Origin of the sequence: uncultured Flavonifractor sp., assembly GCF_944383115.1 — a bacterium.
In the GTDB taxonomy this organism is placed as follows: Bacteria; Bacillota; Clostridia; order Oscillospirales; family Oscillospiraceae; genus Flavonifractor.
Window position 1 is genome coordinate 26416 of sequence record NZ_CALWOJ010000001.1, and the last position, 16870, is coordinate 43285.

Genomic DNA, 16870 nt, shown 5'->3' on the forward strand with positions numbered 1-16870 from the left:
TTACTCGTCCCGGTAGCCGAAGTTGTGGATGAGATTCAGGTTGTCCCGCCAGCCCTCCTTGACCTTCACCCAGGTCTGGAGGAACACCTTGGTGCCCATAAAGGCCTCAATGTCGGTGCGGGCCAGGGTGGAGATCTTCTTGAGCATGGCGCCCCCCTTGCCGATAATGATGCCCTTGTGGCTGGCCTTCTCGCAGTAGATGGTGGCGTCCAGGTCGATGATCTCGTTGTCCCGCTCGGAGAAGCGGGTGATCTCCACGGCGGTGCCGTGGGGGATCTCCTTGTCCAGGCAGAGCAGCAGCTTCTCCCGGATGATCTCGGCGCACACCTGCCGCTCGGGCTGGTCGGTAACCATGTCGTCGGGGAAGAGCTGGGGGCCTTCGGGCAGAAATTCCGCCAGCAGGTCCAGCAGCTCGTTCACGCCCTCATTCTGCTTGGCGGAGATGGGCAGGATGGCGTTGAAGTCGTGGGCCTGGCCGTAGGTCTGCATGACCGCCAGCAGGGCCTCCTTCTCCACCGTGTCCATCTTGTTGATGACCAGGATGGAGGGCACGCCCAGCTGCTTGATGCGGGCGATCAGCTCGGCCTCAGGGCCGCCAATGTGGGGAATGGGCTCCACTAGCAGCAGGATGGCGTCCACGTCGGCCACGCTCTCCTTGACCACCTTCACCATGTAGTCGCCCAGCCGGGTGCGGGCCTTGTGGAGGCCGGGGGTGTCCAGGAACACATACTGACATTCCCCCCGGTTGACCACCGCGCTGATGCGGTTGCGGGTGGTCTGGGGCTTGTTGGAGACGATGGCGATCTTTTCGCCCACCAGGGCGTTGGTTAGGGTGGACTTGCCCACGTTGGGCCGGCCCACAATGCTGATCATTCCGGATTTTTTGATTTCCATAGGTGATCCTCAACTTTCTTGAGCTTTTACTTGTTTAATTGCGGCCAATACCCAGTTTCCCCAGGATGGCTTCCTCACGTTCTCTCATCTGGCGCTTCTGCGGGCCCTCGTCCATATGGTCGTACCCCAGCAGGTGGAGTACCGAGTGGACGGCCAGATAGGCCGCCTCCCGGCGGGCGCCGTGACCGTACTCCTCCCCCTGGGCCTTTGCCCGTTCCAGGGAGAGTACCATATCCCCCAGAGGCACCAGGCCGGTGCCGGGATCGGCGTCCTCCCCGGCGGGATGTTCTCCGGGCTGGAGGTCGAACATGGGGAAGGAGAGTACGTCGGTGGGCCTGTCCACCCCTCGCTGCTCCAGATTGATCTGGTGGATACCCTCGTCGTCGGTGAACAGCACGTCCACCTCGCAGGGTACATCCACCCCCTCGGCCTCCAGGGCGGCGGGGATCACCTGCCGCAGCAGGTCGGCGTACTCCTCCGCCCCGTCCACCTCGGTCTCAATGATGATCTCGTGGTTCATGCTTTTTTCTCCTTCTTGGCCCGGCGGTTCTCGTCGGCCTCGTAGGCCTTGATGATCCGCTGGACAATGACGTGGCGCACCACGTCGGACTCGTTCAGGCGGCAGATGGCGATATCCTCCACCCCGTCCAGCACCCGCATGGCCTCCTTCAGGCCGGACACGGTGTCACGGGGCAGGTCGATCTGGGTGATATCGCCGGTGATGACGATCTTGGAACCGAACCCCAGGCGGGTCAAAAACATCTTCATCTGCTCCCGGCTGGTGTTCTGGGCCTCGTCCAGGATGATGAAGGAGTCGTCCAGGGTACGGCCTCTCATATAGGCCAGGGGGGCCACCTCGATGTTGCCCCGCTCCAGGTACTTCTGGTAGGTCTCAGGGCCCAGCATCTCAAAGAGGGCGTCGTACAGGGGGCGCAGGTAGGGGTCCACCTTGCTCTGCAAATCGCCGGGCAGGAAGCCCAGCCGCTCCCCCGCCTCCACGGCGGGCCGGGTGAGGATGATGCGGTTGACCTGCTTGTCCCGGAAAGCGGCCACGGCGGCGGCCACCGCCAGATAGGTCTTGCCGGTGCCCGCCGGGCCGATGCCCAATGTGATGGTATTTTTCTTGATGGCGTCCACATACCGCTTCTGGCCCAGGGTCTTGGCCTTGATTGGCTTGCCCTTGGCCGTGACGCACAACACATCCCGGGCGATGTCGTTGATATGGGACTCGTTGCCCGCCTTCACCAGATTGATGATGTAGCGCACGTTCTGCTCGCTGATGGTCTCCTTCCGGGCGGCCAGGCCCAGCAGGCCCTCCACCGCCTTGACGGCGTACATCACGTTCTCCGCCTCGCCGGAGATCTTCAGCTGGTCGTCCCGGCTCACCACCGTCACGCCCAGCTCATGCTCCACCAGCTTGATATTCTCGTCAAAGGAACCAAAGACGTCTACGACATCTTCCATCCGCTCGATATTGATGGTCTGTTCTATCATGGATCGGCCTCGTTTTCTTGTGTGATGGGATCAGGCACAAAGGTCCCGATCTCTTCCCGGCACTCTGCCTGGAGGGTGACTTTCAGCATCCCGTCCACCGTCTCCACGGCAAACTCGGTGCTGACGATCTCTCCCTCGCCCACCGCCTCTTCCAGCGCCTCCATCAGGCGCTCTTCCAGCATGGCCTGAGCCGCGTCCGGCTCCACGGCCAGCTGCTCCAGTTCATAGGCCCGGCAGGTCTCCCGCTGCACGGCCAGGGGCATCTCCCGGCCGCCGGGCAGGGTCAGGGTCCAGGTACGGCTTATTTTATCATACCTGTCAAAAGAAATTCCACCCTTTCCGAAAAAATCCACCCGCCGGCCCAGGAAGGTAAACGACCACAGGGCGGCCTCCTGGCCGGTGTACCGCTTAACCTGGGCCTCCAGGGGCAGCTGGGCCGCCAGGGTGCGCCAGGTGCGGGCGTACACCCGGCCGGAGGCCCGCACCTGCATCTGGCCGATCTCCGGCTTCTCGCTGTAGGCCGGGCCTTTCAGATGGACGGTACCAGAGATGAGGGTCTCCCCCTCCAGCACCGTGTCCCCCACCTTTACCACCGCCTCGCCGGTGAGGGGTTCCACCTTGGTAACGATACCCGAAACCCGGGCCACCACGTCGCCGTACTCCTGGGCGTCCACCAGCTCCGGGGCCTCCACTGCCTCCCGCACCAGCACCTCCGCCCGGGTGCCGTACAGGTTGATGGACAGCCAGGACAGCTCCGGGATCTGGAGCAGCACCTTGTTGCCCACCGTCCGCTCGTCCAGGCCTGGGCCGAAGGTACCCACGCTTAGCCCCTGCCGCCGCAGCTCGGTAAGGATCTGGGCGGTGGACACGTTGGTGTTCCCCTTCACCTCAATGGTGAGGACAAAGGCGGAGAGGACGCACACCGCGATCATGGACAAGCTCAACCCCACCCAGAAGGCGTACCGCTTTTTGAACCGGGCCAGAAAGTAGGGCATCCCCGTCCGGGCCGCCGGCGTGACGGTACACAGCACCCGCTCCCCCAGGGCGGCGGCCTGCCGGCTGCCCCGGCGGGTGACGGTAAGCCGCAGGCGGGTGGGCTCCATCCACTCCACGTTCCAAAACAAAATGCCCCGCTGGGCGCACAGATTGAGGAAGCGCTCGGGGAAGGCCCCCTCCACCTCCAGACGCACGCTCCCCCGCAGGGCGTTTACCAGCCGCAGCAGCATTCCTCCGCCTCCTTTTTCAGGTCAGATCCACCCCGTCGATCTCGCCGGTAATGAGCAGCTGGCTGGCGTTCATGGACTTCAGTTCCAGATTGCTGCCCCGCACCTTGACCACCAGCTTGCCGCCGGAGATGTGGATCTCCTCGCTGCCGTAGGCCAGGATGCCTTTATGGTTTTCCATCCGCAGTTCCCGGCTGCCGGTGATCTCCAGCCTGGGCAGGCCGGCCACCACGTCGCCGGGCAGGTCCAGCACCTGGGCCGTCTTTTCCAGCAGGCCGGGCCGTTTCCGGTTCCCTTCCATAGCCGCCACCTCCTCCCACCTATGCTTATGCGGGGAGGTTGTCCCTTTTGACAGGAAAAGGGCGGGCCTTTCGGCCCGCCCCAGAATGGGAGATGGTTCTTATATGCCAGTCAAATCAAATGGGGGGATATACTCCGCCCGGGCGGCCTCCGCCCCCTGGGTAAAGCCCTCCAGCCCCAGATCCGCCATGTAGCCCTCCGCCGCCCGGACCTCCGAGGGGCGCAGCCGGCGGTTCAGCTCCGGAAACTCCGCCGCCCGTCCCCAGGGAAGGTACTGGCTCATGAGGGAGAACAGCACCTCTCCCGGCGCGAAGTGTTCCGCCACCCAGTCCATCACCCGCTTTGCCTCCGCCAGTTTGCCGGGCAGCAGCAGGTGGCGGATGATAACGCCCCGTTTTAACAGCCCGTCTTCATAACAATACGGGCCGGTCTGGCGGAACATCTCCAGGATGGCCGCCTCCGCCGCCTGTGGGTAGTCGGGGGCGTCGGAATAGCGCCCGGCATACTCCGGCGTGCGGTACTTGTAGTCGGGCAGGTAGACGTCCACCTTGCCCTCCAGGGTCCGCAGAGTCTCCACCCAGTCGTAGCCGCCGGAATTCCACACCACCGGCACCGGCAGCGGCTCTTGCAGCGCCTCCCGCACCACATGGGCGTAGTGGGTGGGGTTCACCAGATTGATGTTGTGGGCGCCCTGATGGATCAGCTCATAAAAGATGGCCCGCAGGCGATCCACCGTGACCGGCTTTCCAAAATCCCGGTGGCTGATCTGCTCGTTCTGGCAGAACACACACCCCAGGGAGCAGCCGGAGAAAAATACGGTGCCCGACCCCTTTGTGCCGGAGATGGGGGGTTCCTCCCACAGGTGGAGAGCCGCCCGGGCCACCACCGGGGCTTCTGGCATCCGGCAGCGACCCTCTCCCCGGTCAGCCGTACGCACCGCCCCGCACTGCCGGGGGCAGAGGTTGCAGATCATGGCAGTCGTTCCTTTCCCTTGGTCTTGGCGGCGGGCGGCCGTAAAGGCCGCCCCTGCGTCTCGTCTATTTCCACACTTCCCTGCGCTCGGTGCGGCCCATCAGCCAGTCCACCGAGACGTCAAAATAATCCGCCAGCCGGAGCAGGTTTTCAAATCCCGGTTTCTGTTCTCCCCGTTCAAAGCGGTGGTACTGCCGCAAGGTCATTTGACATGCCTGGGCCACCGCTCCCTGAGTCACGCCTCGTTGGGTGCGAAGCTGCAACAGCTTTTGACAAAAATCCATAAAAACTCCTTGACATTGACTAATAAGTCAATTATACTCGTATTGACTAATAAGTCCAATCAGAGGTGTTACATATGTCCATTACGATGGAACTGCTCTACCACTACTTTGTAGGGCCGCCGGACCCCGATCAGTGGCCGGAGGAACTGAAAAACAATCCTGCCGCCGGCCATGGGATGTACTCCTTTGAACAGGGATTCCGGCTGGGGCTGCTCCTGTCGGCAGAGGCCCTCTTCCCGGAATTACTTCGGCCCTAAGTTGCCCTCTTTCCAGTGCTTGCGGCACAGGCCGATGTACTGGTCGTTGGCCCCCAGCACCACCTGCTCCCCCTCCTTGAGGACATGGCCGTTCTCGTCAAACCGGGCGTTGCACAGGGCCTTCTTGCCGCACCAGCAGATGGTCTTGACCTCCTCGATCACATCGGCGGTGGCCAGCAGCTCCGCCGAACCGGGGAACAAGTCCCCCTTGAAGTCGGCCCGCAGGCCGTAGCAGATCACCGGGATGTTCCAGTCGTCCACCAGGTCGGTGAGGTAGCGCACCTCCTCCCGGCTCAAAAACTGGGCCTCATCCACGATGATGCAGGCGTAGGGCTTGAGCTGGCGTGGGGTCATCTCCATCAGGTCGGAAAAATAGATGCAGTCGTGGCTCAGCCCCGCCCGGGAGGCCACGAACCGGGCCCCGTCCCGCTGGTCGATGGCGGGCTTCACCAGCAGGGCGTCCTGGCCCCGCTCCTCATAGTTGTAGCGCACCATCAGGGCGTTGGCGGTCTTGCTGGAACCCATCACTCCATACCGGAAATACAGCTTTGCCATGGTTCCTCTCCTTCTCCTTTGAGCCGCCCCTCCACCGCAGGCTTGAAGGCCTGAAAGGCGTTGGGTACGGCGTAGTCCCGGTCCAGTTCCTCCAGGGTGGCCCACACCCAGCCCTGGGGCAGGGTATGGCGGGCCGCCTGGACCAGCACGGCCTTCATGTGCCACTCGATATGGGTAAAGATGTGCTTGCCGGAAGGCCCCTGCTCCAGAGAACTTGCCTCCACCGGGCAGGGGGCGGGGGACAGCTCGTTGGGGTACTCCCACAGACCCGCCAGCAGGCCCCGGCTCTTCCGCCGCCGGAGGGCCACCGCCCCATCCCGGAAGATGAGGAACACCGTCCGTTCCTCCACCCGCCGGGCCTTTTTGGCCGTCTTCACCGGCAGCTCCCCGGTGCGCTCCGTCAGCCGGGCCACGCAGAAGTCTCTGGCGGGGCACTGCTCGCACAGGGGCGCGCCGTTGGGCAGGCATACGGTGGCCCCCAGCTCCATCAGGGCCTGGTTGAAGTCCCCGGGGGCATCCACCGGCATGACCCGCTTCAGAGCCGCTCCCATCCGGGTCTTGGTGTCCGGCCTCATGATGTCCCCGTCGTCCCCGGTGATACGGGCCACCACCCGCAGCACATTGCCGTCCACCGCCGGTTCCGGGATGCCGAAAGCGATGGAGGAAATGGCCCCGGCGGTATAGTCCCCAATGCCGGGCAGGGCGCGGATGGCCTCATAGGTATGGGGGAACACGCCGCCGTACTCCTCCATGATCCGGCAGGCCGCCTTTTGCAGGTTGCGGGCCCGGTTGTAGTAGCCCAGCCCCTGCCACAGCTTCATCAGCCTGTCCTCCTCCACCGCCGCCAGATCAGCCACAGTGGGCAGTTCCGCCAGAAAGCGTCGGTAGTAGTCCAGCACCGCCGCCACCCTGGTCTGCTGGAGCATGATCTCGCTGAGCCACACATGGTAGGGGGTGGGTTCGCTGCGCCAGGGCAGCACCCGGGCGTTTTCCCGATACCATTGCAGCAGCGGGATGGGAAGCAATTCCAGCGGTTCCAAATAGTTCCCTCCAAAGTCTGATTGTTATCCCGTTCATTATATAATGACTGCCCCGCTTTTTCAATTCCCACCGTTCTACAAAATTTTGCCCTCCCCTTGCGCTTACCGGCAGGTTACCACTATAATGTTAGATAAGCAATCAATTTCCGGCAAGGGGGCTTTATCGTGGCCGCAGGCAAAGGCATCAGAGGATTTCCGGCGTTGTTCTGGCGCCGGTGGAAGGGCGCCTTTTCCACCATTTTATTTTACATTATCCAGTTTCTGTTGGTGATCTGGATCTTCGGCACCACCTACGCGATGGTGGTATCCTGCTCCACCACCCTGTTCCAGCTGCGCCGGAAGGAGGCCAACCGGCTGGAGGACTACCTGTCCATGTGCCTGGTCTCCCTGCTGCTCTGCCTGCTGGCCTTTGCCGCAGGTCTGAACGTTTGGCTGTGCGCCGTCCTTAACTTTGCGGTGCCTTTCTACCTGGTATTCTGGAAGTGCAGCCAGTTTACCCCCAAGGGCCACATGGGCTACGCCATGACCTTTGTCTTTTTGGAGCTGAGGCCCCCTACGCTGGAGCAGCTGCCCAGGCAGCTGGAGGCGGTGGCTTTTTGCTGTCTGCTGCTGGTAATCGCCCTGCTCATTAACGCCAGGGTGGCCCACATCACCAGTGACCCGGCGGGCCAGATCTCCACCAGTCTGCTGCGCCTGGCCGGATTGCTGGACGATCTGGCCGAGGGCGGGGACGACAAGGCCGCCGGTAAGGAGCTTTACGACCTGGCGCGCAGCTTTCATCGGATGGGCTACGACCGGCGGCATCTGCTCCAGCTCCCCGACCGGCAGAAACGGTGCTATCATCTGCTTGCCCTGTTGTTCCAGCGGGCCTCCTACCTGGTCACCGACGGCCCCTCCTGGCAGGACTCCAAGCAAACCGACGGCTTTTCCTCCGCCATGCACACCCTGGCGGAGGTGGTGCGGCAGCTCCAAAGCGCCTGGGAACCCGCCGCCCGTCAGCGGCTGGCCGCCCGTATCCAGGCTCTGCTGGATCACACCGACCTGCCCCAGGGCCGGCTGCGGATCTTCTACCGCAGTGTGCTGCACACCCTGCTGCTGCTGTGCCGGGAGTCCTTCCACGCACAGCGCGACCCTCTCTTCCGCAAGGTGCCCTGGCGGGCGGCCTGGAGCGGCCTGCGCCAACGGTTCTCCCCCGGCCGGTTTGAGTTCCGCTTTGCCCTGCGGCTGGCGGTGGTCATGACCATCAGCGAAACCGTCAGTTTCCTGTGGGAGTTTGAACATACCTACTGGTTCCCCCTCCACGCCTTCCTGCTCCTCCAGCCCAGCTATGAGGAGAGCGCCCACCGGATGGTGACCCGCCCCGTGGGTACCGCCATCGGGTGTCTGCTGGTCCATCTGGTCTATCCCTGGCTGCCCGGTCTGCCGGGGATCTTCGTGTTCTCCCTCATCATGATCTCCCTGATGTACTGCTGCACCCCGGGCACCTGGGTCCACCCCATTTTCTCCACCTCCTTCGCCCTGACAATGGCCACTTTGACCGTGCAGGAGACCGAGGCCATCGGCCTGCGGCTGATGTACCTGGGCATGGCGGTGGTTCTCGTGCTGGTGGTCAACACCTTTCTGCTGCCCAACCGGAGGGAGCCCCAGTTCCGGCGCAACTTCCAGGAACTCTACAGGCTCCAGGCCTACTACTGGCAGGTGATCCGCCGCAGCCTGCGTCAGCCGGTGGATCCCGCCCTGTTCAGCGAGCTGCTCTCCCAGTTCCACATGGTGTACCATGAGGCCGCCCAGTTTGCCGACCAACTGCCACTGGAGGAGGCCTCTTTCCACCGGCAACGGCTGGTGATCCTGTGGAACATGTTCTCCGAGCTGGAACAGACCGAGGGGCTGGTGCAGACCGACGGCCTCTCCCCGGAGGAGCGTCAGGTACTGGAGACGCTGGCGGCCGAGCTGGAACGTCGGATCTGTCCGCTGGCCGATCTCAACGGCCTGCCGCTGGACACGCTGCCCAGGGGGGAACTTTATTATGTGATCCATCGCTATCTGGAAAACGCCCACGCTCTGCTGGCAGCCTCCGAACCTTCCAGCCTATGTCCATAACCGACGACGAAAAAAGAGCTAACTGACTTGCAGTCAGTTAGCTCTTTTTTATAAAGGATGGGATGATTGGGGGGCTGGCTCAGCTTTCGGTCAGGTAGTTGATTTTCACCTGGGCGGTGCCGGAGCTGCCGGAGCTGCCCATCCGTGTCAGGGTGTAGTCCTCTCCGCAAACCAGCTCGTCCACGCAATAGCCTTTCCCGCCCACGATGTCGATGGCCTGGGTCAGCCCGGCCCAGCAGCTGCGGCCATCCCAGGAATACTGGATGGTCAGCTCGGTCTCACCGTCCCGGACGGCCTGCTCCAGGATGCCGGTGTAGTAGGCGACAGCCTCCTCATCGGTCATCTCAGGCAGAGGGTACTGGAGGGAGGCTTTGAACACCCCGCTGTCCTTGTTGGTCCCGCCGCTGAACAGCAGGTAGTCGTTCCCGGAGACCTTGCCGCTGGCGGTGACATAGCCCTCGGCCTTTATGAGGCGGTAGGCTTTGGAGGCGTAGTAGTCGCCGTCCTGATCCGGGTAGTCCGCGGGCTGGAACTCCACCTGGAAGGCCCCGCTGTCAATGGCCTCCTCGATCTGATCCACATACTTCTGCAGCTCCTCCCGGTCCCACTTGCTGTTGGTGAGGGTCACCACCCCGCCGGTCTTGGAGCTGAGGTCGTAGTCTTTGGTCTGCCAGTTGCTGTGATAGGTGTAGCCGTCAAAGCTATACCCCTCCACCTTCATGGTGTTGCAGGCGATCTTGATGGCTTCATCGGTGTAGCCGGTGAGGGTCACCGTTTTGGTGTGGCAGTTCATCTCAACAATGGCCTGCTCCAGGATGGACACGATCTCCAGGGCGGCGGTCTGGTCCTGCGCCTCTTGCTCCTCCTTCTCCGCCTGGGCTGCCTCCTGACGGCGCTGCTGCTCCGCCGCTATATCGTCACGGCGGAACTTAAACGACATCTCCCGTGAATCAAAGGAACCGTAGGCAAGCTCCGGGTGTTGGGCCATAATAGCCTGCGTTACCTCGCGGCTGTACTTGGACAGGGTATTGGAATCAAAGCCGGCGTTGGACAGGTCAATGTTGAAGTACAGTGCATCGCGCAGCTGCTGGTCGGTGAGGGCCTGCAGCTCCGCCTGGGTCCAGGTGGGGACATCTTTCAGAGCAGGGGCACAGGCGGCCAGGATGGCCTCCACCTGCTCCTGCCGCTCATCGGCCATCGCCTGGTCCGTGGAGTCCAGCAGGTCCTCATCGTACTTGGTGCTGGTGCAGGCGTGGACGTCCTCCCAGTCCCGGTGGCTCCGGCTGACCATCACCTTGTCGCTCTTCAGAAAATAGGTGTAGCGAATGTAGTCGCCACCCTGGGTGGTGGGGTCGTCCCAGGTGGTATCCACATGGTACCACTGGCCGTCCACCTGCACCAGGTTCCATGCGTGATAGCCGCCGGCGTAGCCGGTGATGGTCTCATTGGGGATGCCGGCGGCATCCAGCATGGCCTCGTAGGCCTTGGCATAACCGGAGCAGACGGCGGTCCCCTTCAGAAGGGCTCCCTCGGCCTGATGGGAGACGAAGGGCATATTTCCGATGTCCACCCGGTAGTCGTAGTCGCAGTGGGTGACCAGGTAGTCGTGGAGGGTCTTGACCACCTCATAGTCGCTCATGCTGCTGGTGATCAGCTCGTCCACCACCCGCTGGGCCTCCGTCTGGGCCGCGTCGGAGATGTAGCGCCAGTCATGGTCGGCCACCGTACCGACGGAGATGGTGCTGTTGGTATAGTACACCGCCAGGGTCTTGGCAATCTGCCCGTCCTGCTCATAGGCGTTGAGACTGGTCACCCCGTAGGGGTTGGCTCCGTCGATGTCGGCGATCTTCAGGGCCAGCTGCTCCGCCTGGGAGGCCTCCAGTCCGAACTCGCTGATGTCGATGGCGGACTTCCGGTCCAGAAAACCGGTAGTAATGGCCAGGGTGGCTCCCACCTCGTCGCTCAGCACCGGCTGCTCCTGGGTCTCCTCGTCTCCCAGCTGCTTCCACAGGCAATAGACCACATCCGAGCGGGGGCAGTTGGACTGGGCGGTGAAGGTAAGTCCGGCGGTAAGTCCGCTGCTCCTGGCCCAGGCCACGGCGGCGGAGGACCAGTTCTCCCCCTCAGCCTCCTCCCCGGCAAAGCGGCACAGGAAGGTAAAGATCTGGTCATAGGTCAGGGTACCGGTGAGATTGAACCGGCCGCCCCCTACGCCATTGGTGATCCCCTTCTCCACCGCCCAGAGGACGGCCTTGTAGTAGAAGGCGCTCTTGTCGGTGACGTCGCTGAAACCGGAAGATGCGGCGGTGGGAGCCGGAGACCCGGCGGCACGCCACAGGAAGGTCACCATCTCCGCCCGGGTAACGGTCTTCTCAGGGGAGAAGGCACCGCCTCCGGTACCCTGGGTGATCTCCTTTTCCACCGCCCATACTACCGCATCGGCGTAGTAGGCGTCGTCCGGCACATCGGTAAAGCCGGTGTCCACCGCTCCGGCGGTGACCGGCAGGGCGCCCACCATCAGCACCAGGGCCAGCAGCAGGGCAACCATCTTTTTGATTCCTCTCATGATCCGTAACCTCCTTCTATCTGTCTTGCGGCACTCAGCCGAACAGGGCGTCCTGAGCGGCCTGGGCGGCGTCGTCCACCAGATCCTGGGCTGCATTCAGGGCGTAATGATACTCGCAGTAGCCGTCTTTGTATACCGCCTTGTCGCAGGATTTGCAGTGCCCGCCGCAGGCGGTCAGGCTGGCGGCAATGGCCAGGGCAGCGATCAGAGCCATCATCTTTTTCATCGTTCATACCTCTCCTTGTTGCATCAGATTATATGGATGGAGGCGGGAACTCCAACGGCCCCCCGCGCTCTCTGTGTAATAGTGCCGCGGGGCGTTCCATCGGTTTTATGAATCTGCAATTTTTTTAAAATTTTTTCCGGTGGTGGTCAGACCCCGACCATTTCCTTTAACCTGCCACTTCTCCCAGCGCCCCGGCGTGGTCGCTGAGGCGGACAAACTCGTAGTGGGTGGGATCGTCCATGTCCAGGTCCCATTCGGACTGGATGGCCCGCTCGGGGTCAGGGTCATCCACAATATTGACCCCCAGGAGTACCCCGTCGTAGCCCTCCGGCACCCGGACGGTATAGGTTACGTCCTGGTAGGCATCTACGGTGATCTCCCGGTCCAGGCCGGGCTGGTTACTCTCCTGCCAGTCGCCGTAGTCAATGCCGCTGGTCCACTGCTTCTCATAGGTAATGGGGACGGTCTCTCCGCCGTACTCCACCTGGCTCTCCCCCCCGGCCTGGTCCTGGCCGGCGGTGTCCGCCCTCTGATCCGGGAAGTAGAGCTGGCCGGTGTACCAGTCGTAGAGGCCGTACTCCTGGGTGAGGATGGTGAAGGCCAGGGAGGCGCTGCCGGGGTTGCCCATACGAACCTGGGCGGTGTTGGTATAGCGGATCGTATAAGTCACATACCCCTCCCCATCCGGCTCGCTCACCGTAATGTCCGGCTGGGTGAGCCCGCCGACGGAGGAGAGGGTTTCCAGCGCCGGATCCCCCACCACGGCAGTCAGAGGAACGTCCTCGTAGGAGCGGGGGGCCACCAGGGTAAAGCCGTGGACTGCCCCGAAGGAAGTGTCCTCCGGCGCCTCCGACTGGAGGACCTCCGGAGACGCCGGAGCCGCCGGTTCGGCCTGACCGGATCGGGAGGCGAGCCCCACCGCCGCGCCGCCGATGGCCACTGCCCCGGCCAAAACGGCGGCCACCACTTTGACGGAGATGCCCGCGGCGGCTCCCGCAGCTGTACCGGCGGCCCCGGCCCCCGTGGAAGCGCCGGTTGCCGCGCCTCCTGCCGCTGTTTCAGCGGCAGCCGCTCCGGCGGCGCTTCCCGCCTGGGCCAGCACCCGGCCGGCCATGGCTGCTGCGGCGGTACCGTCCAGAGCGGTACCCTCCGCCTCACGCCGCAGGAAGCAGAGCAGCAGCAGGATGGGGCTGACGCTGTAGAGCTTCACGCCCTTGCGCTCGTAGTCCTCCACGCCGGCCTTGATGGACTTCCTGGCGTAATTCAAACGGCTCTTCACCGTGCCCTCGCTGGTGTCCATGGCCTGGGCGATCTCCCGGACGCTCATCTCGTCGTAGTAGTAGAACAGCACGCACATCCGCTGCTCCGGCGGCAGGGCATCCACCAGATCCAGGATCATCCGCCGGGTCTCCTCGTTGTCCAGCGCCTTCTCGGGCACCAGCGTCTCGTCCAGGTCCTCCACACTGTCCAGCAGGGAGTCTCCCTCCTCGCTCTCCGGGATCTGCCACTCCGTGTGGGGGGCTGAGAGCAGGTGGCGGCAGCGGTTTGCCGTGATCCCGTTGACCCAGCCCCAGAAGGCGGCGGGTTCCTTCAGCTTGTCAAGGCCCGTCAGCATGGCGATCAGCACATCCTGAGCGGCATCCTGGGCGTCCTCTTCCTTCTTCAGCATCTTTTTGCAGTGGTAGTAGACTTTGTTCTGGGCAAGGCGCACCAGCGTCTCCCGGGCTTGTGGATCTCCCCTCCTGCCTTGTTCCACAAGTTCTCGAAGTTGTTCCTTCTCTGTCCTCATCAAACAATCCTCCTGTGCTGCCGTCTCCCGCCCAGGGCGGGGTGTGTTCCTTCGCGTCCATCAGGAGGCAGCGGCGAAGAAACTGGAAAAGTGGTATGTATTTCACCGACAGGGCCTCCTTTATGCGGTTTACAGGATATAGTGCCGGCAAAGTCCCCATCGGTTTTGTGTTTTCGTAAATATTTTAGCACCAATTCCTTCGCGGTGCAATCATTTGCAGCCACAGGATCAATGCCTCCAGACAAAACACTTGAAAAAGCAAAAAGAAAACCCAGGGAAGTCTTTCACTGCAAGACTTCCCTGAGTTTTCACCGTTACTCCTATTTGGTAAATCCAATGATATGGGCGCATATTTGCCACGAGTTCGCAGAAAAGGATTCTGCAAATATGAGTTTTATAGGGTTATGCCCATTTCCAATTCGTCATCATCACTTCTGCCGGTTTCCGTAAATCCAATTTGGCGATATAACCTATATGCCACTTCATTTTGGGGATTGCAGGTCATTAAAACGGTTTTGGAATTCCCAAAGGGTTTTGAGGCAATGTATTTGAGTACTTCCTGCAATGCGCCTTTACCATAGCCATTCCCCTGAAAATCGCTGTCAATCATCATGTGCCAAATATTGTATACTTCTTCGTCATAATCATAGAGAACCATTACATAACCAACCATTTTATCTTCTGCATAAATTCCAAATGGCACACATTGGCTGTAATAGATATATGCTTGTACAAGACTGCGGATCGGACTTGAAACATACCTCTCCTGTCCCATTGCAAGTTTCAAGTTGAAGCAATCAATGAAATTTGATTCGTCAATTCTCTTCAAAGTAATATGATTCATAGCTTTCCTCCATAATCAGGAGGGCTATCTCAGAGTTGCCCTCCAATTTTCGTCGCTCCAAATATATCTCATCATCATAGTGAACAACTCCTTTTCAACTATAATATCTATTTATAAACACAGAAAGCCTGTGGAATTGTTTCTCTCCTTCACCTTATTTAACTGAGGCACACCTACTTTTGTGATTTGATAAAGTATAGCACAAGACTATATATAAATCCATCTGTTTTCTCGGGCATCACAACCGGAGGTGCGCCGCGGCCGCATTCGGGACTTGTCTGCTTGCTCCTCTTGGGCCCAAAGGCTCTCTTAATCCGCTCATAGTCGGCGGAAATTGCCGCAGAGCCTTGTTCTCCACCTTGGCCTTCTCTTAAGCGGTATGGAACGCAGATGGTGTGCTTCCATACACACAAGCCCCCCGCCGGACTCTGCGTTGCAGAGTCCGGCGGGGGGCTTACTCAGTTCATTCCCACTCGGCAAATTCAAATATATGGGGGTGTATTTGAGGTAATTTTGTAGGAAAAACTTTCGCAAATATGTTAATATTTCACCTATTATTTGGGGCAACCAGTTTTCTTAGTATCAAAATAGTATCACAGAAAGCAAGAGATTTCAAGGGTTCCAGGCTTCGCAAGTCTCTGCTGAAATTGGCCTCAAATTGAGGCCAATTTCGACTGCTGACCTCCGCCCAAAATAAAAAGAGGCGGGCAAGCTCCTTTGGGGCCTGTACGCCTTGATAACCGCAGAGCAAGACCAGGAGGGGCGGTCAATGGCGGCGCACTTGTGCGCCGTTCATCTTGACCATTGACGGCCCCTCCTGGGATTGCCACCATCTCCGAGTTTGACGGTTACTCCCGGCTCATATAAAGCAGAGGATAGGGGTTTCCCTGCTCGTCTGTTTCCGTTCTCTTGTAGACTTGAAACCCCATGTGTTCATAAAAGCCTTTTGCCTGCGGGTTTTGTTCGTTGACGGCAAGCCGCTCTACTCCATAGTTTTCGATCCCGTAGTGGATCAGTTGTTTTCCCAACCCCCGTCCTCTTTCTTCCGGGGTAATGAAAAGCATTTCAAGCACCCCATCTTCTATCCCCATAAAGGCGAAAGGCGTTCCCGCCTCGTTCTCCGCAATCAGCAGATGGGCGATACCGCTTAATGCCTGCGGCACATATTTTTTGATGGCTTTCACTTCCTCGTCGGATAGGAAAAGATGAGTCGCCCGCACAGACTTCTCCCACACTTGTAGAAGTTGCTGCACCAATTTAGCGGGTCTTTCACTGACTTCATATATTTTCATAGTAATTTCTTCATAATTCCCAGTTGTTTTAATTGATTTATTCGACACCAAACTCTTTTGCGTATTTTAATGTACCGTAAAGAGGTGGCACATCGTCTTTTAATTTATACGCCATAAAGTTTTCGTCTGTTACATCAAATGGCGCTCTTATTCCAAATTTCTTTGCCGGTTGATACCCTGTTCTCGGATAATACCTCTCGCTGCCTAGCACGATTGAATATGGATACCCCAACTTAGCAGCAATCCTGTGCCCTTCTTTTATCAGAGCAGCTCCTACGCCTTGCCTTTGATATTCTGGCAAAACGGACAGCGGCGCTAATGCTATTACAGTTTCTTCGTCGACATTCGCCTTTGTAAACATGATATGCCCAACAATTCTTCCATCTGCTTCTGCAACCAGTGATAATTCTGGAATAAATGCATCGCTTTTCCGCAGATCATTTACTAAGTCATGTTCATTTCCATCAGAATGTTCAGCATTATCAAAGGCAATCTTCACAAGAGAATATACATCTTTATAATCCCTTGGTTTTTCTTTTCTAATCTGCATAAGACACCTCACGAAAGAAAAGTTGTCGTGCTGACTATTAGTTATAATAGCATATCATACAGTTGTTTATAAATCTATATTTTTACCGCCCTTCCCGGTCAATAGAACGCCGGGGCCGCTTACGGCCTTTCTCCGCCTGTTCCCGTTGTTTGTCGGCCTGTGTACTGCCGCCGCCACTTGCTCCGGGCCAAAGACCCGCTTGACCCGCTCATAGCCGGCGGAAATTGCCGCAGGGCCTTGTTCTCCACCTTGGCCTTCTCTTAAGCGGTATGGAACGCAGATGGTGTGCTTCCATACACACAAGCCCCCCGTCGGACTCTGCGTTGCAGAGTCCGACGGGGGGCTTACTCAGCTCACTCCCACTCGATTACAGATTCGCGGTTTCTACCATATGCAGTGGGTTTATTTGAGTGGCATTATCAATATCTTGTGTTTCTATCTCCTCTATTTTGTTTTTCAGGACTTTTTGCGGTCAATTTGCGGT

At 59.8% G+C, this 16870-nt stretch carries 17 protein-coding genes; 2 read left to right on the forward strand and 15 right to left on the reverse strand.

What is annotated here, in order from left to right; translation table 11 throughout:
- From era to Q0K43_RS00155, 7 genes are all read right to left on the reverse strand, one after another.
- Positions 1–894, reverse strand: coding sequence for a GTPase Era (gene era, locus Q0K43_RS00125; RefSeq protein WP_087334516.1), 894 nt, complete (start codon positions 892–894; stop codon positions 1–3).
- Between the two features lie 34 nt (positions 895–928).
- On the reverse strand, positions 929–1414 hold the full coding sequence (gene ybeY / locus Q0K43_RS00130; protein WP_297288535.1) for an rRNA maturation RNase YbeY: 486 nt from the start codon (positions 1412–1414) through the stop codon (positions 929–931).
- Complete coding sequence (locus Q0K43_RS00135) at positions 1411–2388, reverse strand: PhoH family protein (protein ID WP_297288536.1); 978 nt, start codon at positions 2386–2388, stop codon at positions 1411–1413. Before Q0K43_RS00135 ends, ybeY begins: the two co-directional genes overlap by 4 nt.
- Positions 2385–3614, reverse strand: coding sequence for a sporulation protein YqfD (locus Q0K43_RS00140; RefSeq protein WP_297288537.1), 1230 nt, complete (start codon positions 3612–3614; stop codon positions 2385–2387). Before Q0K43_RS00140 ends, Q0K43_RS00135 begins: the two co-directional genes overlap by 4 nt.
- Before the next feature lie 16 nt (positions 3615–3630).
- Positions 3631–3912 (reverse strand): YabP/YqfC family sporulation protein, encoded by a 282-nt coding sequence (locus Q0K43_RS00145; RefSeq protein WP_297288538.1) that lies wholly within the window; start codon positions 3910–3912, stop codon positions 3631–3633.
- A 99-nt stretch (positions 3913–4011) separates the two neighbouring features.
- The gene (locus Q0K43_RS00150; protein WP_297288539.1) at positions 4012–4884 is read right to left on the reverse strand and encodes a 4Fe-4S cluster-binding domain-containing protein; all 873 of its coding nucleotides are present in this window, start codon (positions 4882–4884) and stop codon (positions 4012–4014) included.
- A gap of 64 nt (positions 4885–4948) precedes the next feature.
- Positions 4949–5167, reverse strand: coding sequence for a helix-turn-helix domain-containing protein (locus Q0K43_RS00155; RefSeq protein WP_297288540.1), 219 nt, complete (start codon positions 5165–5167; stop codon positions 4949–4951).
- 74 nt (positions 5168–5241) lie between these two features.
- On the opposite strand from Q0K43_RS00155, the gene Q0K43_RS00160 reads away from it, so the two are divergent.
- Positions 5242–5424: a hypothetical protein gene (locus Q0K43_RS00160; RefSeq protein WP_297288541.1), complete on the forward strand. Its 183-nt coding sequence runs from the start codon at positions 5242–5244 to the stop codon at positions 5422–5424.
- Here the strand turns inward: Q0K43_RS00160 and Q0K43_RS00165 are convergent.
- Positions 5410–5979: a thymidine kinase gene (locus tag Q0K43_RS00165; RefSeq protein WP_297288542.1), complete on the reverse strand. Its 570-nt coding sequence runs from the start codon at positions 5977–5979 to the stop codon at positions 5410–5412. The two genes, Q0K43_RS00160 and Q0K43_RS00165, sit on opposite strands and share 15 nt — an antisense overlap.
- Entirely contained in the window at positions 5949–7019 is a 1071-nt protein-coding gene (mutY, locus tag Q0K43_RS00170) for an A/G-specific adenine glycosylase (RefSeq protein ID WP_297288543.1), read from the reverse strand. The genes Q0K43_RS00165 and mutY overlap by 31 nt, the downstream gene beginning before the upstream one ends.
- Before the next feature lie 165 nt (positions 7020–7184).
- Here mutY and Q0K43_RS00175 point away from each other — a divergent pair, with 165 nt between their 5' ends.
- On the forward strand, positions 7185–9119 hold the full coding sequence (locus Q0K43_RS00175; RefSeq protein WP_297288544.1) for an FUSC family protein: 1935 nt from the start codon (positions 7185–7187) through the stop codon (positions 9117–9119).
- Between the two features lie 79 nt (positions 9120–9198).
- On the opposite strand, the gene Q0K43_RS00180 is transcribed toward Q0K43_RS00175, so the two are convergent.
- The 6 genes from Q0K43_RS00180 to Q0K43_RS00205 all read right to left on the reverse strand — a co-directional run bounded on the left by Q0K43_RS00180 (position 9199) and on the right by Q0K43_RS00205 (position 16386).
- Entirely contained in the window at positions 9199–11685 is a 2487-nt protein-coding gene (locus Q0K43_RS00180; RefSeq protein ID WP_297288545.1) for an S-layer homology domain-containing protein, read from the reverse strand.
- A gap of 34 nt (positions 11686–11719) precedes the next feature.
- Positions 11720–11911 (reverse strand): hypothetical protein, encoded by a 192-nt coding sequence (locus Q0K43_RS00185; RefSeq protein WP_297288546.1) that lies wholly within the window; start codon positions 11909–11911, stop codon positions 11720–11722.
- A gap of 166 nt (positions 11912–12077) precedes the next feature.
- A complete protein-coding gene (locus Q0K43_RS00190; protein WP_297288547.1) occupies positions 12078–13700 on the reverse strand; it encodes an RNA polymerase sigma factor in 1623 nt (540 codons plus the stop codon).
- 394 nt (positions 13701–14094) lie between these two features.
- A complete protein-coding gene (locus Q0K43_RS00195; RefSeq protein WP_297288548.1) occupies positions 14095–14544 on the reverse strand; it encodes a GNAT family N-acetyltransferase in 450 nt (149 codons plus the stop codon).
- 848 nt (positions 14545–15392) lie between these two features.
- Positions 15393–15836, reverse strand: coding sequence for a GNAT family N-acetyltransferase (locus Q0K43_RS00200; RefSeq protein ID WP_297288549.1), 444 nt, complete (start codon positions 15834–15836; stop codon positions 15393–15395).
- Positions 15837–15873: 37 nt separating this feature from the next.
- A complete protein-coding gene (locus Q0K43_RS00205) occupies positions 15874–16386 on the reverse strand; it encodes a GNAT family N-acetyltransferase (protein WP_297288550.1) in 513 nt (170 codons plus the stop codon).
- Between the last annotated feature and the right edge of the window lie 484 nt (positions 16387–16870).